A 23,374-nucleotide genomic window follows, 5' to 3' on the forward strand; every position below is an offset into this window, starting at 1 on the left:
CCCGTTCTGATCAGCCGTCTCGGCTCGTGGTCACGCCCGTCGGTACTGCCCGACCATGGGGCAGTCGAACGGGTCGCGGGCGGCGAGGCCGACGCGGTTCAGGTAGTCGATGACGATCGCGTACGACCGTCCGAGCGAGGTCTCGGTGTAGGTGACGTCGTGGGTGGCGCAGAACTCGCGGACGATCTCGCTGGCGCGGCCGAGATGCATCCGGGACATGCTCGGGAAGAGGTGGTGCTCGACCTGGTAGTTCAGCCCGCCCATGAGCCAGGTGGCCCACCAGCCGCCGCGGATGTTGCGCGATGTGTAGACCTGCTTCGTGAAGAAGTCGAGGCGTGCGTCCGGGGCGATCACGGCCATGCCCTTGTGGTTCGGGGCGAACGACGCTCCCATGTACACGCCGAAGACGGCGAGCATGATGCCGATGAACGCGGCGGCCTTGCCCAGCGGGAGCAGCAGGAAGATCGGGGTCAGCACGATCGCGAAGCGGGCGGCGATCAGGCCGAGCTCGGTCCAGCGACCCTTCACGGGCTCGCGGCCGGCGAGGTGCTTGATGCCGAGGTAGTGCAGGTTCAGGCCCTCGAGGGTCAGCAGCGGAAAGAACAGCCAGCCCTGCTTGCGGGTGATCATCCGGAACAGGCCCCGCGACTTCGCGGCGTCCTCTTCCAGGAACGAGATCGTGTCGACCTCGATGTCGGGGTCCTTGCCGACGCGGTTCGGGTTCGCGTGGTGGCGGCTGTGCTTGGAGTCCCACCACGAATAGCTGATCCCGACCACGCCGGCGGCGAGGATCCGCGCGAGCCGGTCGTTCGCGGGCCCGGAGGTGAGGATCTGGCGGTGTGCAGCCTCGTGTGCGAGGAACGCCACCTGGGTGAAGATGATCCCCAGGGCGCCCGCGATGAGCAGCTGGTACCAGCTGTCGCCGAACAGGATGAATCCGGTGATCGCACCGCCGAACGCGAGGGCGATCGCGGCCCCGACGAGGAGGTAGAACCGCGGAGTGCGCTGCATCAGCCCGGTCTCGCGCACCACCCGGGACACCTCGACGAATGCCCGCGCGACGTGCGGGAAGTCCTCCTGGCGGGCGTACGTCTGCCGGACCGGGCCGAGTGTTGCCGGGGTGATGGTGGACACGGTTGCCATCTTGGATCGCCTTACATTGTCCGGCCGAGCCGGGGCGGAAGCCAAGGGCAGGTGCCGATCGCTGTCTTCACGTTACGCGCTCGCATATGCACGGGCGGGTATGCAGGGGGTGCGGCGAGGGACCTTTCGCCGAGACCGACGAAGGCCCCCGGAGAACCGCTCGCGCTGAGCGGCCCGCCGGGGGCCTCGATCGATCAGAGGTTTCGCTTCTGACCTGCGATTTCTAGAAGTCCCAGTTTTCATCGTGAGGCGCGAGTCCCTGCGATTTCTTCAGCATCGCGGATCGCTCATGCCCTCTGTGTGCCCCTCAGAATCAGATCTGGATTCTTCCCGTCGAAACGGGTTAGGGACACCCTCAAGGATACTCTGGCCTGTCCAGAGCTGCACTGTGGGATCCACCCGGGTGCACGGAGCGCGCACGGTGCTGCGTCGGTATGAGACCAACGTATTGTTGGAGCCGCCGTGAGAAGCAGCCTCGATTTAGCCAACCTGCCTGCCGCATCGAGACTTCGATCGACAGGTTGGTCTCGCGTAGCTAATCGGCCAGTTTTCTTGCTCGGATCATGCGATGGAACGTGAGCGGGGCCGGGCCGTAGGCATCGGCAAGCACAAGGCGAAAGCGTATTCTCGATCTGTCGGTTCGGCGTATGTCCGCTGGGCCTCTAGACACCTTGCCAGCATCATGAGTCGCTTATGTGGAGCGCATCTGCAAGCTTTCGGACGCGTACGGATGTGTGTGCTCGCAGCGCGACCTTGAGGCGCCGCAAGTTGTGGTGAAGGTGATCAGTGCCCGCGAGCCCCACCCCGATGGCGTGCGCAAGCGAGGTGTCGTTCTCGACGACTCGGGCAAGAAGATTGACGATGGCGGGCCTTGGGGCCGGGCTGTTTCGCACGAGCCTCGCCAACCCTGCTGCGGCGTTCGACGCAACCTCCGGATCCGTGTCTTTGAGGAGTGCCGCGAGGGGCAACTCGGCATCATCGGAGTTAGCGAGATACCAGGAAACGTCTCGCCGCTGCTGAGGGGAGCCGGCGAGCAGGGATGCGGTGAGCGTCAAACGGTCGGGATCACCCTTGTCCAGGAGCGAGGCGTAAAGGCAATCGATCGCACCGCCCACGTCTTTGATGAGCAGGGGTACAGGCGATGCTTCGTCGATTTGACTCCGTGCTGAGTGCGCCGCTTCGAGCAGCGTTGGCCGAACTGGAGCCGGTATCGTGTCGGTGTTGCGGGCGAGGGTCAGCGCGGCCTGGCGTTTGCGGCGGGCTTCGATGGCGGGGTCGGCAATGAACTCGACGAGAGAGCGCCAGCCATCAAGACCCGGGAAGGTAATGCAGAGCTTGGCGAGATTGCCTGCGTCGTCGCCTTCGCCGGCGACGAGCCCCGTTGGGAGAGGACGCGCGCGCTCAGCATCGACGGCATTCGCGAGCGTAGTGGTGACAGCGGCAGCCTCGTCAGCATCGAGTTCCTCAAGGTTGCCGCCAATCGCGGATAGTCCGTCGAGATTGCCATCGAGGAGGCTCTGTCGGACTTGAGCTCGTCCATCCGCTTGGTTGGCGCCAATCGCGCGCCGCAGTGATGGTTGTAGCCACGGGGGCGCTTCATCAAGGGCACTAGCAAGGCGGGAACGATAGTCGTCGACCACCTGAGCGTCGGAGAGAAGAAGAGCTAGCGATGGAGCGGACATCTCGCTGTGCTCGCGAGACAGTACGTAGTCGATGAAGCGGCACCACTGTTCTTCCTGAAGGAAATCTCGCAGTCCTGCCAGAGACTCAAGTAGCGCGGGGACCACGAGATATCGTGCTGCCACTCGATCAGTGAACGGTTGCGGATCGTCGAGTGCGTCGAGCAGGAAGTTAACGAGTCTGTGGGCATGCTCAGGATCGGCGTAAATACCGGCGTGCTGGAGCAACCGCAGATCTGCGCGGCTTGTTGTTCGTGTCATCGTCGCGGGCGTCACGTGGCTGATGAGGTGACGCAGTTGGCTCAGCGGTTCCCGTCGTGCGACCTCGTGGATCGCCAGTCTGAGAGCCTTCTCATCGCCGACGCTGCGTAGCGTCTCCAACGATTCAACGGTCCGCGGGACATCCCTTGTGGGAATGCTGAGATCCACTTGCGCCCTCAGCGATGCAACGTTCTTCGCCTGGGCGAAGGAGCCAGCCAGCCGGGCTTGAACCGTCGCAGAATGCAGTGCGTTGTGCGAGGCGTATTCGTTCCCGAAGGTAACAGACTGATCGTGACTCCATGCGCGGAAGTGTTGCTTGACCGCAGCTTCAAGGCCGCCGGAGGTCGTCTGCGCGCGCCACCACGACGACGGATTGTCCATGACCGATACGACTGGTCCGAGATCAGTCGGGATCATCTCCGCTGTGTCGAACATCGCCCACGCGGCCGCCGCACGCACCGCCGAGGCAGTCACCTCGGCACCAACGGGACCGAGCTGTGCAAAACCAAGATGGGCGAGGCGTCGCGCTTCTTTTACATCCCCTTGCTCCATTGCCAAGTGCGACCGATGCACACTAATCCAGGCTTGCTCGATCGACTCCTCCGTTTCAAGAGCGAGTTGTTCAAGGAGTTCTGCCGCTTCGGTAAGCCTGTCGAAGTCCTCTAGAGCCACGGCGGTCGCGACAGCGTGCGCGACCCGAGCATGGCGCGGCTGACCCGTGGAATCGAGGCTCTCAAGTGGTGCGGCGTCGGCCTCGTAGATCCAGTTGTGGACGGCGGCGGCGAACCGCCATCCCCAGTACTCAGACTGCGAGGCCTCATCAACGGTCGGTACAGCGGGATGACGCGCGGCGTTCTGTTCCCAGCGTTCGGCGCCCGAGGACAGGCACAGTGCTACAGCTTGCGGCCACGATAGCGCTTCCTTCGTCCCCTTGTTCGGGTGAGGAGCCACGAGGTGCGCGGCGAGGAGCGCGAAACGTGCATGGGCTGCGGGATGAACGGAGTCCATATCGAACGACCACCGTGCACCCTCCAGGATGACCCTTTTCAGGGCCTGAGTGGTTGCGTCCTCCCAATGAGACCGGAACCGCTCGTCAAGCGGCTGATCCTCCGGAACAAGGATCTTGAAACCCTTCTTGGTGGGTTCGATTGTCTCGCGTTTAGCGAAGGCCCAATATCGCCTGCTGAGGTCGGCGTTCTGAATGAGCAGGATGTGCGGGAGGGGATGATTGCTCCAGTAGTTGGCGTGCCTCTGGTCCTTCTCGCCGTAGAACCACCCAGGCTTTCCTGCGATCTTCGACCGCTTCTTGAACCATGAGTCGCCTGTCTTTACCTGAACGCCGAACATGAGAGACATGTCGGCGAGTGTCTTGTCTCGGACTTGTACAAGTAGGTCAGTGCCGAGATCATGATCGCCGTTCGTCTCGATTACACCCCAGCCGAGGCTCTCGAAGAAGAGCTTTGCGGCCGTCTGGCCGCGAGCGCCTAGCTGGCGTGCCTTGGGCTGCCGCATCTTCATGTGGGTGCCTGCCTCTCCGATCAGGCGCTAATGCCGCCCGTGCCGTACGGCCGTGAGCGCCCCAGGATGCGGGCGGGTGACGTCTGCCAGGTCGAATCCGGACACCACTGGACCCCCCGGGGACCGTAGTCTCACAATTCTCTCATGGTCGATGCACCGGGCATCTGCAAGCCGGGTGAGACGGCCGCAAGCTCACCAATCGAACTCAGCATGGCTGGTTCATCGCGCGCTCGGTTGGAACGCGCTTGGTTGTCAACCATCGAGGATGCACCCGGCACGGCTCGCCTACGCTCGTGACCAAGCGCGGATGGTGTTGGTGCACGGGAGAGTGCCGGACTGGTGGCTCTGAAGCTGACAGCCCCGATCCTGACTCCGACGTCAAGGCTCCCTGAGTGTCCCGCGGCGTCGGGTCCGATAGATGAGTTTCGCGGAATCTTCGGGACGGCTCGGTGGTGCGCAGCCACGAGAATCCAGGTCGACTGGGAAGATTGAGAGGACCTACAGACTCGGGAGTGGCATGGCGATCAGTGAGCGAACGCGGAAGCTGCTCTGGACGAGGGCGCATGATCAGTGCGCATTCCCTGGCTGTCTGCAGGCGCTCACGCTCGACGTAGACAACGCGCAGACCGGCGGTTCGGATGTGGTTGTGGTCGGGCAGGAAGCGCACATCCGAGCTCGAAGCGCTGGTGGCCCGCGCTACGACGTGGACTATCCCGAAGTTGACGGCTACGAGAACTTAGTGCTGATGTGCCCAACGCACCACGCTCTGATCGACGCGAACGATGGCGCAGGCTATTCCGTTGAGGTGCTGGTCTCTATGAAGGCCCGCCATGAGCGCAACCAGCAACGGCGCGACGCGCTTCAGACGACGCTCCGGGCGTATCTCGGCGACAGGTATGCGGCGGAGGACGCAGTTCAGTTTCAGCAGGTCGACCTACGTGGACCGTCGGTTGATTCGATGTTTGTGGACGTCCCGGTCGGATGCCGACGCGATGAGTCCGCCGTTTCGGACCTGCTCATTCGTATCTCAGATGCGGCGCCAGGTGACACCGCAGAGCTTGAGGCAGCATCGGGCTTTGTGATCACGGGCGCGACGCAAGCACTGCTTCACCCAGAGTGGAAGGGCAACGCTGTCATAGTGGGCGGTCCCGGCCAGGGTAAGTCCACCGTCCTTCAGTATGTGTGCCAGTTTCATCGGGCGCGACGGCTGGGCGAGAACGCTTACACCGCCGACCAGTCCGGGCTCGTCCGCGCGACCTCTACCGCCAGGTTCCCGATTCGCATAGACCTTCGTAAGTACGCGCAATGGGCTGTTGACATGCAACCGGCTCGTCGGGGAAGGAAGCGGAAATCCAAGGACAGGTCTCGACGGGACGATGGCTGGCGCAGTCTCGAGGAATTCGTGATCGACGACATCGGTCGTCATATCGGAGCGCACGAGTTCGAAGCCCGTGACCTCGCCGTCCTCATCGCAACAGAACCGGTGCTCTTGGCGTTGGATGGTCTCGACGAAGTGGCGAGCTTGACCGCCCGCGCCAAGGTTGTCGACGAGATCGCCCGCGTACGCGGGCGCTTGAGCCCGGACGCGGCCGACCTCGTGATCCTCGTCGCGACGCGCCCAGGCAGCTCCCTGCAACCGTTGACCTCGTCAGGTGCCTTCCCGGTCTTGCATCTGCAACGACTGACTCAGGGCTTGCGGCTGCAGTACCTGCAGCGGTGGGTCGCGGTCTCGCATCTCTCCGACGAGGCGGCAACGCGCCTGCAGTCGACGTTCATGGACAGCCAGCACGTGCCGCACATCAGCGAGTTGGCGTCGTACCCCATGCAGCTCGCGATCCTCCTGCATTTGCTCCACCGGCGGCAACTGCTGCCGCAGCAACGCACCGAACTCTATGCCGAGTACCTCAAGACGTTCCTGGATCGGGAACAGACCGAAGACAAGGAGCCTCTGCTCGCAGAGCAGCGTCGCGTCGTCGAGGATACGCACGCCTACCTCGGTTGGTATCTACAAGCCAAGGCGGAGCAAGGGCAAAGCTCGGGAAGGATCTCCCGGGACGAACTACGACAGCTGCTGCGTAACTACCTGGCAGGTCAACCCGAGGAACAGAAACTCGCCGAGGAGCTCTACTCAGCGATAACAGACCGCGTCCTTTGCCTGGTGGAACGTGACGACGCGTTCGAGTTCGAGGTGCAGTCGCTCCGCGAGTACTTCGCCGCCCTGCACATCTTCGACAATCTGACTGCCAAGGGCAACGGCAATTCTCGTGATGATGGGCTGAACGCCCTTCTTGAGCGTCCGTACTGGTCCAATGTGTGTCGCTTCTTTATCGGCATGCTCACCAAAGGCGAAGTTCGCGCCCTTCGCGACAACTTGCGGACCGTCGGAAAGCGAGTCGCGCCGCAGCAGACGATCCGCTCCATGGCCGTCATGGTTCTTGGCGACCGCATCTTCCACGGTCTGATTGATACCGAGATCAAGGAGGTCGTCGACTTTGTCCTCGAGGGCCCCGGCGTGGTTCTTGCTGAGGATGGCTCGTTCGATTCGGCCGGTACACCTCTTCGGCTCGGCGATCGAGCCGGACGCAGCCAAGCTGTTGCTCATCTGAAGGGCCGCCTCGAGCAGGAGAAGGTCCCGGAGGTTCGTCACGCCGTTGCGCGAAGCCTCGCCGCGCACGCCATGCCAGACGATGACATCGCGGGCTGGTGGTGGGACCGGTTCGAAGCCACGATTGAATGGTTGCAGGCTGCTGCGGATCTGAGAGCGCTCCCGCAGGCTGACCCGGCCCGCCTTGCCCAGTTGCGTTCAGTTATTGCTGAGGCAGAAGGAGGACGCGAGTGGCTGGTCGATATCCTCGCCGAGGGTGGATATGACGGACAGGACGAGGCGATCCTGACCCGGGTGCGATCGGAACTCAATGACGGCGCCGCAGAAGCCGTCATGCACCGCGTCGAGACCACGCCTCTGGCGGACCTTGTCAACGCTGCGATCGCGGCGCTTTCCCATCCGCACCGCAAACTTTCGACGCCGCCCCTTCATCCGCGTCCGGGCTCGAAGCTCACAGCGATCGGTTCAAAGACCGCCCACCTGGTGACGTCCAGTTCGTCTGCGACGATCGACTGGGAGCAGCATCTGGCTGCCATTGCGGGCACCTGGGGCGACGGATGGATCCTTCGACGGGTTGTCGCCACCGTGCCTGCAGATGTCGACCTGTCTGCGGTCGCTGCACGGGCTCGTGCTGCGGTTCTTGCTGAGGCCGCAGACATCGAGGCCTCGTACCGCCAGAACAGGGGCGATGCTGCGTGGTGGCGTACACACCTGGCAGCGTTGACATCCCCGCGTGACAAGATGCTCGCGGTGATCGGCATCCTGGAGCATGCCCGAACCAGCGTGATCGTTGAACTCGCCGCCGCAATCGATGACCTCGTCCAGGCTTTCGATTCGAAGCGATACTGCGCGGTGGAACAATCCCTACAGCGAGATGTGGCGGCTCATCGAGTGCGTTCTCTCGATCTCCAGGACGCCCTCCGGCTTCAACAAGTGAGCTTGTCGGGGCGGACTCTCTGGCTGATCTGGAACATCGGAACCGACTCAACCCGTGAACGAGTAGCTACCCGCTTGGAACCGACTCTCCACGACCTTCTCGTCTCAGGAACGGCCGACGCACGAACAGCAGTCACGATTGCCTGCAAGACGCGGAAGCAGAAGATCGAGACCTTCAAAGGTAGCCGGCACGCGCTCCCGCCCGGTGGATGGGCCGACCAAGCGCGGCTTGCCTCAATGACGCCATCCGTCGCGAGATCCATCCTCGAGAATCCAGGCGAATGGCCAGCGGACCTTGTGCAGATCGCAACGGATAGGTTGGCAGTCAGGGCGGCAGAGCGCACACCCGCGCTGGCGGAGACCGCTGCCTCGAACCGGTGGTTCCGCGACACGGACTAAGCGGAGGGGGACGTCGCACCCGAATTGGCCCCCTCCCCCTACGGCCCAGGCGAGAGCATCCAGATAGAGAGTGATGGCGATGATCGGCAACGCGATATCGATGCCTGCAACGGTCGAGTTCACGATCATCGGCAGAGACGCGGCGACGGGAGCGGGCGAACTCGTACAAACGGATGATCGCGTCTACCTCTCCACGGAAACGTCCTTCTCCGCGACCACCGGAGCGTCGTCACGAAGGATTCTCCGAGCCCGAGTGAACGACGCACCGGCGCTGATCGGCGGAAGAGTCGTCGTGAAGGGCGGCGAGCTCGCGCTTGAAGTAACCGAAATACGTCTGGGCTCCGACGAGCTCGTACCGACCTACGGCTCTGTTCAGGCACTCTTCGAGAACGCCAACGGAGCCTCTGGATACCGGCACGAAGATGGAAACGGTCGCTTCCGCTCCGAGCCACTCCGTGCGCCCGAGCTGGGCGCGGCGAGAGCAATGGTTCTAACCATTCAGGACACGCACGGACGAATCAAACTCGAGCCGGACGGGCCAGCGCCGGTCGAGGAATTCGAGGAGCACCTCGCGGCCTTCCAAGACCTTCTCACCTTCGCCGCCGATTCTCCCTCTGGACGAATCACACTCGTGGCCACCGAACCATCAGGTACGACCGTGACCGTCCTCGGCCGCACCCGATTCGCACCGTTCAACCGGATCCTGAGAAAGCCGATCGAATACGTCGTGCGCCTCGGCAACGAGCACGCGCAGTCCGTCATTGACGCATGGTGGTCGGCGCGCTCAACGCTCCGCCCAGTGCCCCAGGTTCTGTCGGGGGCCCGATACCAACCCGGCTACGTCGAAAGCGATCTCATCGCGCTCGCCGCGGTGCTGGAGAGGTACGTGAAAACCAGGTTCCCGCTACCTGCCGACCGAAGACTGTCTGCCGATCAGCTCCGTCCGTTGAAAGCCGCCCTCGATGATCTGTCCGGGCTCGACGAACAACAGATGGCTGCCGTGCGAAAGTTCACGGCCAACCGGCCGGTGCAACGCACATACCGCGAGCACCTGCAAGCCTTCCTGACGGATCTCGGCACCGACCTCCTGACTACGGCGAGGATCCACCCGGAGGAATGGGTCGACCACCTCCTATGGGCACGGAACGATATCGCCCACGAGGGCGCACCCAACGACCAGCGGGGTACCAAGTTCGTGAGTGATCCGGAGTCGCGGGCCGTGCGCGATGCTACATGGGTCGTGCTCGCACTCGGATTCGCAAAGCAAACCCAGCTACCTGATGCAGCATTGCTCCGCGCAGCCGAGCGCCTCGGCGTACGGTACGGCTCACGTCACGCCAGCACCACCATCTTCCGGTGAATCCTGCCCGTTGCGCCAAGACCGAAGTTCGCCGCAGCAATGTACCTGCTGGTCCACCTCCGAACTCGCCATAGAAGGCGGTCATGTCATCAACGTTACGGGATGACAGATTCGGCACCGCGTGATCCGTCATATCGGGAGGCTAACTGCCCGATGCCTCTCAGACGCGGGTTAGGTGATCGTGGGGATGCTGCTAGTAAGGGGGCGGCCTTCCCGGATGAGCTTGCGTTTGCGCGATTGCCAGAAGATGGCGAGAAGGGCGAACCAAATGGGGGTGGCGATGGTCGCCCACCGGGTTGCTTCGCTATAGAGAAACGAGACCAGTAGGAAGACAAAGAATCCGAGAATCAACCAGGGCGTCACTCGCCCTGCGGGCATCTTGAATCGGGATGCCTTGTGACGTTCCGGGTAACGGCGGCGGTAGACGATGTAGCTGACGACGATCGACCCCCAGGTGAACAGCACGAGCGTTGCACACATGGTGGACACGAAGTCGAACGCGGTCGCGACGTTGTCCCCGGCGAACAGCAGCGGTACTGCCGAGAACAGTAGGACCGCGGTGAACAGAACGGCGCGGGTCGGTACCCCACGGTGATCTGTGAACGAGAGCTTGCGTGGGGCATGGCCGTCTTTGGCAAGCCCGAACACCATTCGACTGCCGGAGAATACGCCGGAGTTCGCGCTGGATGCCGCAGAGGTGAGGACGACGAGGTTCATAACCAGGGCCGCGGGGACGAAGCCCGCGAGCAGGAACATCTGCACGAACGGGCTCTTTCCCGCCTGAAGTTCGGACCATGGGATGACGCTCATGATGACGACGAGGGAGCCGATATAGAAGAGCATGATGCGCGCCACGATCGAGTTGATTGCTTTGGGGAGGTTCTTGCGCGGGTCCTCGGTCTCCGCAGCGGCGGTACCGACGAGTTCGACGCCGATGAACGAGAACACTCCCATCTGGAATCCAAGGATGAATCCGCTAAGCCCGTGCGGGAACATCCCTCCGATGTCCCAGAGGTGGCTGATGGATGCCTGGACCCCGTTGTGGGTGAATCCGGTGATCAGGAGTACAACTCCGGCCCCCAGTAGGGCGAGGATCGCGACGATCTTGATAATTGCGAACCAGAACTCCATCTCACCGAACCACTTCACCGGCTGCAGATTCAGAAGGAGCAGCAGCGCTGCCGCGGCAAGGGCCGGGATCCAGACGGGAAGTTGCGGCCAGAAGAATTGGCAGTAGGCGGCGATCGCGGTGATGTCGGCTACGCAGGCGATCACCCAGGAGAACCAGTAGTTCCAGGACACGAAGAATCCCGCCCATGGTCCGAGCATGTCTTTGGCGATGTCGCCGAAGGTCTTGTATCCAAGGTTCGACAGAAGCAGTTCGCCGAGCGCGCGCATGATTAGGAACACGAAGAACCCGATGATTGCGTACACGAAGATGATGGACGGGCCGGCGACGGAGACGAGCCGTCCCGAGCCCATGAATAGACCGGTGCCGATTGCGCCACCGATCGCGAGCAGCTGCAGATGACGGTTCTTCAACCCTCGATGAAGTTGTTCTGGGATGGCGAGTTGGATGTTCTCGGGCGTGGTCATGTCTTCTCCTGTGTGCGTGGCCGCCACGACGATGTGGTGTCTGGACGGTCAGTGGGCTCAGCGCTCGGTCGCGCGCGTTGGGTCGTCGACGACACGGAAGCCGTCGAGCAGTGGATCGTGTGCGCCGCGTACGAATCCTGAGGGCGTCGCGGCCATGGTACGTAGATAGTCGATGACGTCGGGCGTGAGTCGTTCTCCGGGCAGCACGTTCGGGATGCCCGGCGGGTACGCGGCCAGGGAGTCCGCGCTGACCTGGTCGACGGCGTTTTCCCATCGCACTACGCGAGTGGGGGCAAAGAAGGCGTCGCGCACGCCCATCGCCCGGCTGCCCGCTGCGGGCAGCGGCCGCATACGGTCTCGCTCACCAGGGGATGTCGGCAGTGCGTGCAGGGCCATGAGGACACGGTCGACGTCGGCCGGGGAGGTCGCACCGACAAGCAGCACCAGCGCGGCGGGCGTTGCGAGCTCCGCGTAGACATGGTGGTCAGTGATCAGTGTGTGAAGCGCTTCGGAGCCGGTGATGCCCGCCCCACGCATGTCGATGACGACCTTCAGTGGGTCGTTCGTCACGACATCCGGGAATGCGAGTAGGTCCGGGGTCGCATCCCGGAACCGCGGGCTGGCTTTCACTCCGGCGCGGATCGCCTCCGCGGACGCGACCGCGGCGCCGATCAGCTGCTTCCCGTCGACCATGAGATCGCGGCGGGCGAGATCGAGGGATGCCAGCAGCAGCGCGCTGCAGCTCGTGGATTGGAACGAGCGCACCACGCGGTCCGCAATCGCCTCGATCCGACGCGCGTGTTCGTGGTGGCCGAGGTGGATCATGGCCGATTGTGTGAGCGAGCCCGCGCCCTTGTGTGTGCTGGACACAACCAGGTCGGCGCCCAGCCGCACCGCGTTTGTGGGAAGCTGCGGGTGCATCCCGAAGTGGGAGCCCCACGCTTCATCGACGATCAGCGGGACGCCGTGCGCGTGCGCGACATCGGCAATCGCGGCGATGTCAGCAACGGCGCCGAAGTAGCTGGGACTCACGATGTAGACGGAGGAGGCGTCAGGGCGCGCACACAGTGCAGCCTCGATCTGCTCGGCGGTCACCCCGTGCGCGGCCGCGAGACCTTGATCCACGGACGGAGCCGCGAACACGGGGTCCAACCCGACGTGCGCGATCCCGTCGATCACGCTGGAGTGCACGCTGCGCTGCACCACTGCGGTCGGCCCCAGGGCCCGGGCGACGGTCGTGGCGATGTGGTTTCCGCCGGACGCGCCGTTCGTGATGAACCAGGCTCGGCGCGCCCCCCATGCGTCCGCAGCAAGATCCTGCGCGCGGGCCAGTGGCGTGGCGCGACCGGGCTGCGCTGCCCGCCATGTCTCACGGTCGATCGCCGCGACGCTCATCGGGAAGTCAAGGCTGAGCGCTCGTTCCCCGAGCAGGGCAGCGATGCCCGGCGCGTGCGCAGCCGATGCTTGGTGCGCCGGCACGTGCAGACGAGCCCAGTCGATCGCGGATAGCTTGCGAAGAGCGTCTGCGTAGGGGGCTTCAGTTTGAGGATCGTGCGCAGCACCCATTCGATCGGACGAAGTGTGGACGAGAGTTGGCGGCATGTGCACAACGGTATGAAGCAAGGCATGTGCACCAGAAGACCATGATGACTACCAATGCGACATAGTGTCTATGTCATGATGACCCCCCAGCAACTACGTGTGCTTGTCGGCATCCGCGAGCACGGATCCCTGACAGCGGCCGCCGCGGCCCTCGGATACGGCGTGCCAACCATCACCCACCATCTCGCCGCACTCGAAGGCGCACTTGGTGCTCAACTCGTCTTCCGGGAACGGCGCGGAGCCCGGCTGACGCCCGTCGGCGAGTCCCTGGCCGACGAGGCGGAGCAGATCCTGGTACGACTCGCGCAGGCCGAGCGACTGGTCGCCGCACAACGCGACGCAGGACTGGTCACACTGCGAGTCGGCACCTTTGCATCAATCGGGTCACGACTGATCCCGCCGGCGATCCGTGAACTGCGGCAACAGATGAACGTGCAAGTGGAAGTCATCGAAGCAGAGCCCACCGAGGTAGTGCGTCTGCTTCGCTCCGGCGATGTTCACGCCGGCCTCATCTACGACTTCGCCGACGACCCGGCCTTCCTTACCTCACAGGACTTGTCACTTACTGTGTTGCTCGACGAACCCTGGGGCGTCCTCACCGGCCTGCACCACGTGTCCGGACTCGAGATCGGAGAGCCACTCGACTTCAACGAACTCTGCGACGCGGACTGGATCTGCAGCCGCAATCAGGGCGAAGCCTCCGATCGCGTGCTGCGCCGCGCGTGCCATACAGCCGGATTCGAGCCCCGTGTCCTAATGCGCACGGATGACCTCAGCATGATCCACGGTCTCGCCGCCGCAGGACTCGGATACGCGCTGACCACTGCTGCCGCCGTCGATTCCCGATTCGACGTCGCTCTCCACCCTGCCTTCCAGCACCTCGGCATCCGACGCACCTCCTACGTTACCCACGCCGGACGCAACGCACCGGCCGTCAGAGCACTACTCGACATCTTGATGGACCTGGCCACGGTCCCCACCGCTGGCTGAGTGCTGCGTGGCTCGATTGAGCTGCCAGATTGACACACTCTGAGATCGCGGCTCCGCGGCTTTCGCGTTCAGTGCGCGCGTTGGCTATGCAAGCTAACCATGTCGTAAACCTTCTCCGTGAGCAGCGGGTCGTTGTAGAGCTTGAATCCTTCCTCCAGATGCGGCTTCAAGCCGACGGCGGCTGCTCCCCGCGCCCATGCGGTGAAGCCGGTGTGTCCAGAGCCTAGAGGCGGTGTCCTCGGTAGATCTGGGCGCGTCGTCGTGACTGGGCCTCGCCCGACGGCTCGCTCAGACGTCGAAGCTGAGCAAGTGCGCTTTGCGCCACTCGGTGCTCGGCACTTTGCTCAACAGTCCTGATCGACGTGGCGTCATCCAACGGTTCTGGACTGCTGATGTCGTAGCGGTTCCGGTACAGAGCGATGGTTGCCGCCAGTGCTTGCCACTGTGCTCTCACGTCCATGCGTGGCACGCCGAGTCGGGCAACCCATGCGGCCCCGGCGTCCTGCGCTTCCTCCACGAGTTGCAAGGCAGCGGTCTCTATGAGGGACTGCCGCTCCTCGAGTGCTGTCTGCATGTCGTCGGCAATGGGTTTGAGGGGCGTCGCGATGAGCCCGGCGACTCGCATTCGATGGTTCCTGCCGGGCCGTAGGCGGCTGGTGGCATCGTCAAGCATGGCTGCGAGCTGCGCGGCGGGGTCGGCCTGCTCGTCACCGGACGTCAGCCGGGGCGAGAGCGCGTTGAGTGCGACCGCCGCGGGGTGTCCAGCAGCTTCATGGCGGGCAAGTGCTGCTTCGAGGCGTTCGTAGTAGGGGCTGGTGAACACGTCGTCGGCCATGTTTTCGGGGAAGGGTGCGACGTCGAGCAGGGCCGCCCAGCGGTCGACATGCGCTTCGCGGGCGAGCACGTCATACTCGGCGAGCAATGTGGACAGCGAGGCGTGTCGGTCTACCTCGAGTGTCAGGGTTTCGGTGGCGGAGAGGTCGGCGTCGCTGCGCGCGAGTACGTTGGCAAGCCGGTCGATTAGGGACAGCGGCTTCGGCTGGTCGAGATGCGGTTCGACCTCGTGCGGGTCGGGCATGATCACGTAGGCGTGGTTGCGGTGCTTGCCGCGCGTCATCGCCACGTAGAACAATTCGCGCGACGAGGTTTCGGGATCGACCAGCGCGTGCGCGGTATCGACGCTGGCCCCTTGGGCGCGGTGGACTGTGGAGGCATAGCCGAGTTCAAGTTCCTCGCGCACGTACTTCGCAGGTAGTACGAGGGCTTTGCCGTGTGGCTGGTCGCCCCGCCCCAACCGGCGCACGGCAAGGGAACCATCGTCGTAGCGGTGCGTGACTTGCCAGCGGTCGCCGTTCTTGACCCACGCCCGGCCGGTGGATAGGCGGCGGTCGTTGAGCCGGGTGACGACGAGATCGCCGACGCCTGCGGTGGTGCCGTCGTGCAGACGCACACCGTCAGTCTCAACTTGTCCGGCTTCGATCAGATCGACGCGAGCGCGCTCGTTGAGCTCGGCGACCATCTCGCCCGCACCCGCGATCATCAGCGTGCGCAGACCCTCGTCGCGGTCGGTGCGCCATGCCTCGTAGATCGCATCGAGCATCGTCTCGGAGCCGCCGTCGAGCAACCTGCCCCGCTCTCGATAGTCGTCCAGTGCGTCCGTGCTGCCGTGCCGCAGCCCGAGGCTAGCCGCCTTCTCCCACTCGTTGGCGAAGCGGCGCACATCGGTGAGTTCAGGAACGTCCTGCCGGCCCCGGACGAGCATCCCGAACGCCCCGCCCGTCTCCACCGCCGAGAGTTGCGCCCAATCGCCGATGAGCACGATCTTGGCTCCGACCTTCGCCCCTTGTTCGGTGATGCGATCGAGCGCGAGGGTTCCGGCGAGGGAAGACTCGTCTACGAGCACGAGCTGCCCGGCTTCGAGGTTCCAGCGTCCGCGATGGTGCTCATAGAGGAACTTCGCAGTATTCTCCGCTCGCACGCCGAGGGAGTCGCCGAGCACTTCAGCGGCAGCCGCTGACGGCGCGAGGCCGATCACCGAGTCGCGACCGTGCACGGCGGTCCATGCGCGATGGAGCGCGCGGAGCGCGGTGGTCTTGCCGGAACCGGCGGGGCCGACGAGCAGATCGAGCGTCAGCCCGGAACGGGCGATGCCGCTGATGGCGACGGCCTGGTCGGGGTCGAGCCGGACGCCCCTGATCTTGCGTGAGGTGTGCCGCGCGACGAGCCGCGCCGTCAGCGCTGGCCCGCCGGTGCGCTGGCTGTGCGCGAGTAGGCGCTGCTCCGCGTCGAGGATGTGTTGGCTGGAGTAGGCGATCTGATCGACCCGCTGAAACCTGTTGCCCTCGCCGTCGACGTAGTGGGCGGGTAGGGCGCGGTCGTAGTCCGGGGTGAGCCGGAGCGATTCGGCTTCGGCGTGCGCGACGATCTGATCGAGCACTCGGATACGGTCGTCGGTGGTTGCGAACCGGACTCCCATGATCTGCCGCATGGTCTCGGCGTGCAGGTTGAAGCGCCCCCAGGTTGCGCGCCGGTTCGCCACGCTCATCAGCACCACGGAGGCGAGATCCTCGATCCGCTCCAGCCCGAGATCGTCCGCGCGCAGTCGGGCTTCGCTCGCACCCCGGTCGAGCAGATACTGTGCCCAAGTGGGTGCGTCCTCGCCGAGCACGGCCTCGGCCCGGGCACGCCAGTCGACGGTGAGGTCGGCCAGCGAGTGCAGTTCTTTCTCGGGTCTCGTCTCCAAGGTCGCCTGCTGCCGGAGCTTCGCAATCGTCACCGCCGAGGGTTGCCGCCCGTGCTCGGCGACATACTGCTCGATCAGCCGGTTCTTGACCTGTTCGATGCCCTCCGCGCCATCGCTGCCTCCGGTCGTGCGACGCGAGAACTCCGCGATCAGCGCCGCCGGAACGCCCTCGATCTCCCACCCGGTGTTGCGGTCTTTGCCCCGGTCGACGGGCACCCACGTCACGCCGAGCAGCCGCGCGGTGTGATCGGTGACAAAGGCGTTGTACGACTCCGAGAGAGCGACAGCGGCCTTGTGAAGTCGGCGGGAGTCGAGCGTGCGCCAGCGCCGATCCTCGCCCTGCGCCTTGTTCGACACCACGACGTGCGTATGCAGTTGCGGGTCAGCGGCTCGGGAGTCGTAGTGGTCGAACGCCGTGGCGATCACGCCCACGATCGGGATCTGCGCGATACCGCCCGCGCCGACGCGGGTTGCGGCGACGCGATCTTCCAGCAACGCGATCGTGTCTCGCATCGCGGCGTGATGAGCCTGCGCGATCAGCGCTTGCGTGCCCGCGTCGGCCACGCCCCAAATCGCGCTGACCGACTTGGGCGGTGAGAACGTGAGGTCAAACCCTGCAACGGCGGTGCGCGGCTTCTTCGCAACCTCTTCTTCACGGATGCGCTGCACCGCCTCTGCCCGCCCCTCGCCCCGCAAGTCGGCGTCGAGCTGTGCAATGCGGGCCGCAATCCGCTCGCGTGGGGGTTGCAGCGAGGGGAACCTCTTGCCGAGCTTCTCGCCGGTGACCGGGTGAATGCCTTCACCGAGCAGTCGGGCCAGGTGTTCCTCGGTCACCGTGTCGCCCTCGGTCAACGCTGGGGCGCGCCCGTCGTCGAGGCTCATCAGACCGGTGCCGACCCACGTTCCGGGCGGGCAGCCGGACGCGGCGTAGTACCGGGTCAGCGGGCTGCTCATCTCCCGATCTCCGTCACCAACGACGACCGATTTCAGTAGGTACTCGTAGCCCTTGCCTGACGACATGACCCGGATGGTCATCACCACGACGGCCCCTCCCCGAGACCGTCACGGGAAGGGCGATCTCGGGGGTCAGGTGCGCGCGCAGCGCGCGGCCCGCACTCTTAGTGCCAGACGTGTGGGGCAAAGTCAGCAGAGGCGGATCGGTAGTTGCCGGCTCCTACCTGCGTCCGGGTCGGGTGTTGTCGTCCAGGGCTTGTGATTCGGCTGCTTGGATTTCGGCGGCGCGCCGCTGGTAGTCCGCGATGACGGCCAGCTCTTCGGTGGTGTATTCGGCGTTGAGTTCACCAAGCTGCGATATGAGGCCGCCGAAGAGCGCGCCGATGCGTTCGGTGCCGGAGGTGGTGCCGATCACGGAGACCTTGCGTCCATCGCTGGGGTGGGGTTGGCGTTCGACAAAGCCCTTCTCCTCCAGTCGGTCGAGGGTGTCGCTGAGTGAGTTCTTGCGCATCCCGGCGTGCTCGGCCAACTCGCTGACGGTGGCGTGCCGGTGGCGGTGGACGAGTTCGAGGACCTTCTCCTCCGAGGGGCCCAGTCCGACCCGCCGGGCAAGGTTCGTGTGGAAGAGGATCACCGCGGTGCTCAGCTCGCGGCCCGAATCGGCTAACGCAGCCAGCACCGCGTCGCGGCCGGGCTCTTCAGGGTTGCTCGCACTCACAGAAGCCATGCTACCGTTATCTTGTTCGTTCGTTCGAACGATCTAGTGCAAACTGGCCCTCCACGCCCTTCCGAGCCGCGAGGTCTGAGAGGAATCATCACCATGACCAACGACACGAACGCGACCGACGTCTTCGCCGACCACGAGGTCGTCAAGAAGCTCGGCCGCTGGACCACAGAGCGGGAGTTCACGATCCGCGCCCGCCGCTCGACCGTGGTGCTCGATCTACGCTCTCCCGAGATCGAGGAGGGCGAAGTCGTGGTGAACATCGACGTCGACAAGACAACCCTGGAACTGCTCGTCGCCGACGATGCAGAGGTCGACCAGCGGCAGATCGCGTGGACGGGTCGGGGTCGGGTCAAGGACGCGACGGGCGGCACCGGAGGTCGACGCATCATCCTGGTCGGCTCCAGTGCGGGCAGCGAGGTCCGCGTCAAGCGCGGCGGCGTCGCGATCCTCACCACGATGGCGACCCGCGAGTTCATCGAGGACGCGAAGAACGCGCACCGCACCGGCGTGAACACCACCGTGGACGACCCCACCCGCAACCCCAACGGCAATTGACACACCGCCCGAAGACGACCCGAAACGAGACAACGTGAAGACTCTGATCATCGGCGGCGGCATTGCCGGTTCCACCCTCGCGTATGCGCTGCGCCGTTACGGACACGAGGCGCTGGTCGCTGAGGCGCGCCCGAGCCACCGCGACACCGGCGGCGCGTTCCTGTACCTCGCGCCGAATGGCGTCAACGCGCTGCGTGCACTCGGGCTCGGTGACGTGCCCGCTGTGGCCGGCGGCTTCGAGGCGTCCGGGATGGACTTCTACAACGCGCGCGGGCGCAGGATCGCCGAACTTGACGGCAGCGACGACCTCGAACACTATGGCGCACGCGGCGTCGTGCTGCGCCGCGCAAGGCTGCACGCCGAACTCGCCGATCGGGCCCAGGCCGCCGGGGCGACGTTCCACTTCAACTCCCGGCTGGTTGAGCTGCGCACTCACTCCGACAGTGCGGAAGCGGTCTTCGAGGGTGGGCTCGCACTGACCGCGGACGCGGTGATCGGGGCGGACGGCATCTGGTCGACCGTGCGGCGGCTGATCTGGCCCGACGCGCCCACGCCGTCCTACAACGGGATCGTGGACTGTGGCAGTTGGACCGAGGTCGATCTGCCCGACACCACCGGCCAGCAGATGTACTTCGGGCATCGCGCCTTCTTCGGCTACACCGTCAAGGACAAGACGGCCTACTGGTTTACCAACCTCCCGCGCCGCGACGAGCCGGCGCGGGGTGAGCTCGACAACCTCGACCAGGACGCCTGGATGGCCAGCATCCGGCGGCTCCACGAGAATGACCCCGCCTCGATCCCCACCATCCTCCAGGCTGCCCGGCACTCCCTCGGCGCGTGGCCGCTCTACGACATGCCCGTCCTCGACACCTGGCACACCGACCGTGTGTGCCTGATCGGGGACGCAGCGCACGCGGTCAGCCCCTCCACGGGCCAGGGGGCAAGCCTGGCCATCGAGGATGCCGCCGTGCTCGCCCACTGGCTGCAGCAGAACCGGACCCCTCGCGCCATGTTTGAGGGATTCGCTACCGACCGGAAGCCACGCGCCGAGAGGATCGTCCGATTCGGCCGACAGATCGGGGCCCGCAAGATTACCTCGGGCGCAGGAAACCTGTTCCGCGATCTTACCCTGTCGATGTTCCTGCGCATGGGCGGCAAGGCAACCGCCGAGCAATACGGATACCGGGTGCCTGATCAGCCGGCCAACGACCGGTGAGGCTGCCGGTGAGCGTCGTCGCCGTGGCCACCAGGCCTACGCGGTCGCGGTACGGCGGTTGCTGATCCGCACCATGACCGTCGTCGCCGGCTGCGAGCCGCGAGCTCGGAGTTCGACACGATCACCCCGCGGCAGAGGTTGAGAAGATGTCGCCAGTAAGGGCTTGCTGGAGGAGCGCGCCGTATGACACGGCAAGCGCGTCCCTGTTTGCCGCAGTCAACTCGACATCTTCGATAACCCAGAGCGCGGTGAACAAGCCGATGAGTTGAGCACAGAAGAGATGCGCTCGGAGCTTGGCATCGGGTGGCGGCAGTCGTGCTTCGACGGCGTCGATGATGCTTGCTTTCAGCTCCTGCCTGAGGAGGGCCTGAACGTCGTCACTGTCCGATGCACGCAAGAGGGCAGCAAAGGCACCCCGGCTCCGAACGAGATCGTCCGGTTGCGCGAGTACTTGGCGCACCAGCCGTTCGCCCACCTGCGAAATCGGGCCCGACAAGATTCCGGCGTCCCGCGCTCGCAGCCTGACCGTGTCGACGAAGAGCGCTTCCTTCGAGCCGAAATGCCTGATGACGATCGATGGATCAACGCCAGCGGCGGCCGCAATATCTCGGATACTGGTCGCTGCATACCCGCGCGACGAGAACTGATCCTCGGCAGCATCCCGGATGCGTGCTTTGAGGTCTGCGGACCGGTCAACGGCGTGGCGCGTCATGCCCCCATTCTCTCGATTTGCTGAGAGTTGTCAACTTAGTTGGCAAATTCTGTCGAGGTGAGTAAGACTGTCAACATCGTTTGCAAAAAGTTGGAGTCCTCGTGTCAACACCTCGATCCCTCCGGATCCGCATACTGCTGAGCTTGGCCGTGCCCGCGCTCTTCATCGTCGCCTTCCCGCTGGCTTTCATCAGCGCGTTCCATTCGCCTGCACCGAACGAAGTCACGATGACAGTCGTCGGACCACAGGCTGTGGCGACGGAAGTCGCCGATTCGCTGGATAAGACGAAGGAGTTCCAGGTCACACACACCGACGTGGTTGAGGAGGCTGAGTCAGATGTCAAAGACCGACGGGCAGTGGGCTCGCTCCTGATCACGATGCATGAAGACCCCACGCAAGGCCCCGAGACGATTACCGCTTACGTAGGGTCAGGCAACGGGCCGAGCACGGTCGCCGTCATACGGGCGGCGGCCGAGAAGGTTGCTGGTGAGCTCGACGTTCCGCTAACCGTGAAAGACATTGCGCCCGTGGCAACGAAAGATCCGATGGGCAGCAATCTGTTCTATCTGTTGATCTACTCCACTGTTGGGGCGTTCATGCTCGTGATCGTTCTTGCTGAGACAGCTCCAGGTACGAGAGCTCGAACGATGTTCGCCGTTGTTGGCGTCGGAAGCATCCTGATCCCGCCCCTCGTGTTTGGGCTCTCAGCGTTCTTCGTCGGTGACTACGGTGCTTCCTTCGGGGCGATCGCATCGGTGCTCGCGGTCGATGCGCTCTATGTCTTCACGATCGGATCGATCGCGATCCTGATGCATGAATTCCTCGGCGGGTCGCTGTTGCTGGGGGTATTGCTACTAGCGATCTTCTTCAACGTTCCGAGCTCGGGCGGTCCAGTTCCCTTCGCTCTGCTTCCTGACTTCTGGCAGAGCATCCACTCGTTCTCGTTCGGCGCCGGCGCGATGGAAGCGTTCCGAGGGTTGGTGTACTTCGACGGGCATGGCGTGAGCCGCTGGATCCTTCAACTGGCCGCATGGGCTGTCGCTGTGCCGGGCGCGGTAGCGATCGTAGCGCTTTCGAAATCGAACCACCGAATGCGGAACGAGCTGACGCTCATGAAACGCAAGGCGAGAAAGCGAGGAGTCAACGTGGCCACCGTCGCTGATGCAACGTCCTCGACCGGAGAACTCATGGAAGGGAAAGTCCGATGAGCGGTGTGCTCGAAACCCCAAACCCGGTAACGGAACCGCTCGGTGTGCAACTTGCCCCGAACAGATCACGCACGCTCGGCGCTTTGATCGCTGCGCCTCTCATCTTCATCTTTGTGTTCGTGTTCTGCTATGTGAGCGCACTGCACGCACCCACCCCGCACGACGTACCTGTCGGGATCGTCGCTTCGTCATCCACTCAGGCACAGGTCGAAGACGGCATCGCAGACAAGGCCGGCGATGACGCCTTCACGTTCATCGACTACTCCAGCGCCGACGCGGCGCGAAAGGCGATCAAGGAACGCGAAGCCTTCGCAGCAATCGTGGTCGAAGACGACAAGGTCGTCACAATCGTCGCAAGCTCGGCCGGCGTCTCCGGGACTTCGATCGTCAAGAAGATCGGGGCCGAGGTCGCACATGCTCTGAATCTGCCCGCGCAGGTCGACGACGTCGCACCCACTCGGAAAGGCGATGGCAGCGGGACCGGAATCTTCTTCCTCTTCGTGGTCACAACGGTCGGTTCCTATTTGGTGATCACGATGCTCTATCAGGCGCACCCCCGGGCTCGGCTGCGCACACAACTGATAGCAGCGGTGGCTGCAGCCATAGTCACCCCTATCGTCTGCTTCGCATTGTCGAGTATCTTCATCGGCGACTATGGGGCAGAGTTCGGCACGATCGCAGGTGTCCTGGGAGTCGCCACCCTCTACGGCCTCACCGTCGCAATGGTCGCCATCGTTCTCGTACGCGTCATCGGCCCGGTCGCGTCCCTCGCCTGCAACCTGCTCCTCACTGCCTTCAATCTCCCAAGCGCGGGAGGAGCAGTCGCAGTCGGCTTCCTGCCGCCGTTTTGGCAAGACGTGCACGGCATCTGGATCGGGGCCGGTGCGCTTGAGTCAATGCGGAGCATCCTCTACTTCGAAGGCGCGCAACTGGGGAGGTCGATGACGCAATTGCTGATCTGGACGGCTGGAGCTGCCCTCGGCATCATCATCGTCGGAATCGTCGGGGCCGTGCGCCGACGCAGGCCCATGCTGAATCGGCCGAGCGAAAGTACGCCAGCGGACCCTACCGACTTGACCGAACACTCGGAGGAAACAATCGAACCCGTCGAAGCCGCGTCCGCAGGTGCCTCGATGCCTGCGTCCAGATAGTCGCCGCGCTACATATCAC

General features: G+C 64.2%; 14 protein-coding genes. 7 read left to right on the forward strand and 7 right to left on the reverse strand.

Annotated features, from left to right (window positions below; all coding sequences use genetic code 11):
* Positions 1-30 precede the first annotated feature (30 nt).
* Positions 31-1,143, reverse strand: a complete 1,113-nt coding sequence (locus ABD882_RS17655; RefSeq protein WP_345188747.1) for a fatty acid desaturase family protein — start codon at positions 1,141-1,143, stop codon at positions 31-33.
* Between the two features lie 680 nt (positions 1,144-1,823).
* On the reverse strand, positions 1,824-4,601 hold the full coding sequence (locus tag ABD882_RS17660) for a DUF4365 domain-containing protein (RefSeq protein ID WP_345188749.1): 2,778 nt from the start codon (positions 4,599-4,601) through the stop codon (positions 1,824-1,826).
* A gap of 517 nt (positions 4,602-5,118) precedes the next feature.
* Here ABD882_RS17660 and ABD882_RS17665 point away from each other — a divergent pair.
* Positions 5,119-8,541, forward strand: a complete 3,423-nt coding sequence (locus tag ABD882_RS17665; protein WP_345188750.1) for an HNH endonuclease — start codon at positions 5,119-5,121, stop codon at positions 8,539-8,541.
* A gap of 79 nt (positions 8,542-8,620) precedes the next feature.
* Positions 8,621-9,901 (forward strand): hypothetical protein, encoded by a 1,281-nt coding sequence (locus tag ABD882_RS17670; RefSeq protein ID WP_345188751.1) that lies wholly within the window; start codon positions 8,621-8,623, stop codon positions 9,899-9,901.
* A 171-nt stretch (positions 9,902-10,072) separates the two neighbouring features.
* On the opposite strand, the gene ABD882_RS17675 is transcribed toward ABD882_RS17670, so the two are convergent.
* Both ABD882_RS17675 and ABD882_RS17680 read right to left on the reverse strand, forming a co-directional pair.
* Positions 10,073-11,497, reverse strand: coding sequence for an amino acid permease (locus tag ABD882_RS17675; protein WP_345188752.1), 1,425 nt, complete (start codon positions 11,495-11,497; stop codon positions 10,073-10,075).
* A gap of 57 nt (positions 11,498-11,554) precedes the next feature.
* Positions 11,555-13,099 (reverse strand): aminotransferase class I/II-fold pyridoxal phosphate-dependent enzyme, encoded by a 1,545-nt coding sequence (locus ABD882_RS17680; RefSeq protein ID WP_345188753.1) that lies wholly within the window; start codon positions 13,097-13,099, stop codon positions 11,555-11,557.
* 75 nt (positions 13,100-13,174) lie between these two features.
* Here ABD882_RS17680 and ABD882_RS17685 point away from each other — a divergent pair, with 75 nt between their 5' ends.
* Positions 13,175-14,089, forward strand: a complete 915-nt coding sequence (locus ABD882_RS17685; RefSeq protein WP_345188754.1) for a LysR family transcriptional regulator — start codon at positions 13,175-13,177, stop codon at positions 14,087-14,089.
* A 223-nt stretch (positions 14,090-14,312) separates the two neighbouring features.
* Here the strand turns inward: ABD882_RS17685 and mobF are convergent, their stop codons facing one another.
* Together mobF and ABD882_RS17695 are read right to left on the reverse strand one after the other, a co-directional pair.
* Entirely contained in the window at positions 14,313-17,867 is a 3,555-nt protein-coding gene (mobF, locus tag ABD882_RS17690; RefSeq protein ID WP_345188800.1) for a MobF family relaxase, read from the reverse strand.
* 139 nt (positions 17,868-18,006) lie between these two features.
* Positions 18,007-18,504 (reverse strand): MarR family winged helix-turn-helix transcriptional regulator, encoded by a 498-nt coding sequence (locus ABD882_RS17695; protein ID WP_345188755.1) that lies wholly within the window; start codon positions 18,502-18,504, stop codon positions 18,007-18,009.
* 102 nt (positions 18,505-18,606) lie between these two features.
* On the opposite strand from ABD882_RS17695, the gene ABD882_RS17700 reads away from it, so the two are divergent.
* Both ABD882_RS17700 and ABD882_RS17705 read left to right on the forward strand, forming a co-directional pair.
* On the forward strand, positions 18,607-19,068 hold the full coding sequence (locus ABD882_RS17700) for a hypothetical protein (RefSeq protein ID WP_345188756.1): 462 nt from the start codon (positions 18,607-18,609) through the stop codon (positions 19,066-19,068).
* A gap of 34 nt (positions 19,069-19,102) precedes the next feature.
* Positions 19,103-20,284 carry an FAD-dependent monooxygenase gene (locus tag ABD882_RS17705; protein WP_345188757.1) on the forward strand — a complete coding sequence of 394 codons (1,182 nt, stop codon included), beginning with the start codon at positions 19,103-19,105 and terminating at the stop codon, positions 20,282-20,284.
* 121 nt (positions 20,285-20,405) lie between these two features.
* Here ABD882_RS17705 and ABD882_RS17710 read toward each other — a convergent pair whose 3' ends face one another.
* Positions 20,406-20,996 (reverse strand): TetR/AcrR family transcriptional regulator, encoded by a 591-nt coding sequence (locus ABD882_RS17710; RefSeq protein ID WP_345188758.1) that lies wholly within the window; start codon positions 20,994-20,996, stop codon positions 20,406-20,408.
* Positions 20,997-21,139: 143 nt separating this feature from the next.
* Here ABD882_RS17710 and ABD882_RS17715 point away from each other — a divergent pair, with 143 nt between their 5' ends.
* Both ABD882_RS17715 and ABD882_RS17720 read left to right on the forward strand, forming a co-directional pair.
* Positions 21,140-22,204, forward strand: coding sequence for an ABC transporter permease (locus tag ABD882_RS17715; RefSeq protein ID WP_345188760.1), 1,065 nt, complete (start codon positions 21,140-21,142; stop codon positions 22,202-22,204).
* Positions 22,201-23,355, forward strand: coding sequence for an ABC transporter permease (locus tag ABD882_RS17720; protein ID WP_345188761.1), 1,155 nt, complete (start codon positions 22,201-22,203; stop codon positions 23,353-23,355). Before ABD882_RS17715 ends, ABD882_RS17720 begins: the two co-directional genes overlap by 4 nt.
* The last annotated feature ends 19 nt before the right edge of the window (positions 23,356-23,374 follow it).

Source organism: Microbacterium panaciterrae (assembly GCF_039541635.1).
GTDB lineage: Bacteria > Actinomycetota > Actinomycetes > Actinomycetales > Microbacteriaceae > Microbacterium > Microbacterium panaciterrae.

Bases quoted from the DNA above. Each gene is read 5' to 3' on its own strand.
- ABD882_RS17710 (WP_345188758.1), bottom strand. From the start codon at position 20,996: ATGACGCGCCACGCCGTTGACCGGTCCGCAGACCTCAAAGCACGCATC.
- ABD882_RS17655 (WP_345188747.1), bottom strand. From the start codon at position 1,143: ATGGCAACCGTGTCCACCATCACCCCGGCAACACTCGGCCCGGTCCGG.
- ABD882_RS17685 (WP_345188754.1), top strand. From the start codon at position 13,175: ATGATGACCCCCCAGCAACTACGTGTGCTTGTCGGCATCCGCGAGCAC.
- ABD882_RS17665 (WP_345188750.1), top strand. From the start codon at position 5,119: ATGGCGATCAGTGAGCGAACGCGGAAGCTGCTCTGGACGAGGGCGCAT.
- ABD882_RS17675 (WP_345188752.1), bottom strand. From the start codon at position 11,497: ATGACCACGCCCGAGAACATCCAACTCGCCATCCCAGAACAACTTCAT.
- ABD882_RS17720 (WP_345188761.1), top strand. From the start codon at position 22,201: ATGAGCGGTGTGCTCGAAACCCCAAACCCGGTAACGGAACCGCTCGGT.
- ABD882_RS17660 (WP_345188749.1), bottom strand. From the start codon at position 4,601: ATGAAGATGCGGCAGCCCAAGGCACGCCAGCTAGGCGCTCGCGGCCAG.
- ABD882_RS17680 (WP_345188753.1), bottom strand. From the start codon at position 13,099: ATGCCGCCAACTCTCGTCCACACTTCGTCCGATCGAATGGGTGCTGCG.
- ABD882_RS17670 (WP_345188751.1), top strand. From the start codon at position 8,621: ATGATCGGCAACGCGATATCGATGCCTGCAACGGTCGAGTTCACGATC.
- mobF (WP_345188800.1), bottom strand. From the start codon at position 17,867: ATGACCATCCGGGTCATGTCGTCAGGCAAGGGCTACGAGTACCTACTG.
- ABD882_RS17700 (WP_345188756.1), top strand. From the start codon at position 18,607: ATGACCAACGACACGAACGCGACCGACGTCTTCGCCGACCACGAGGTC.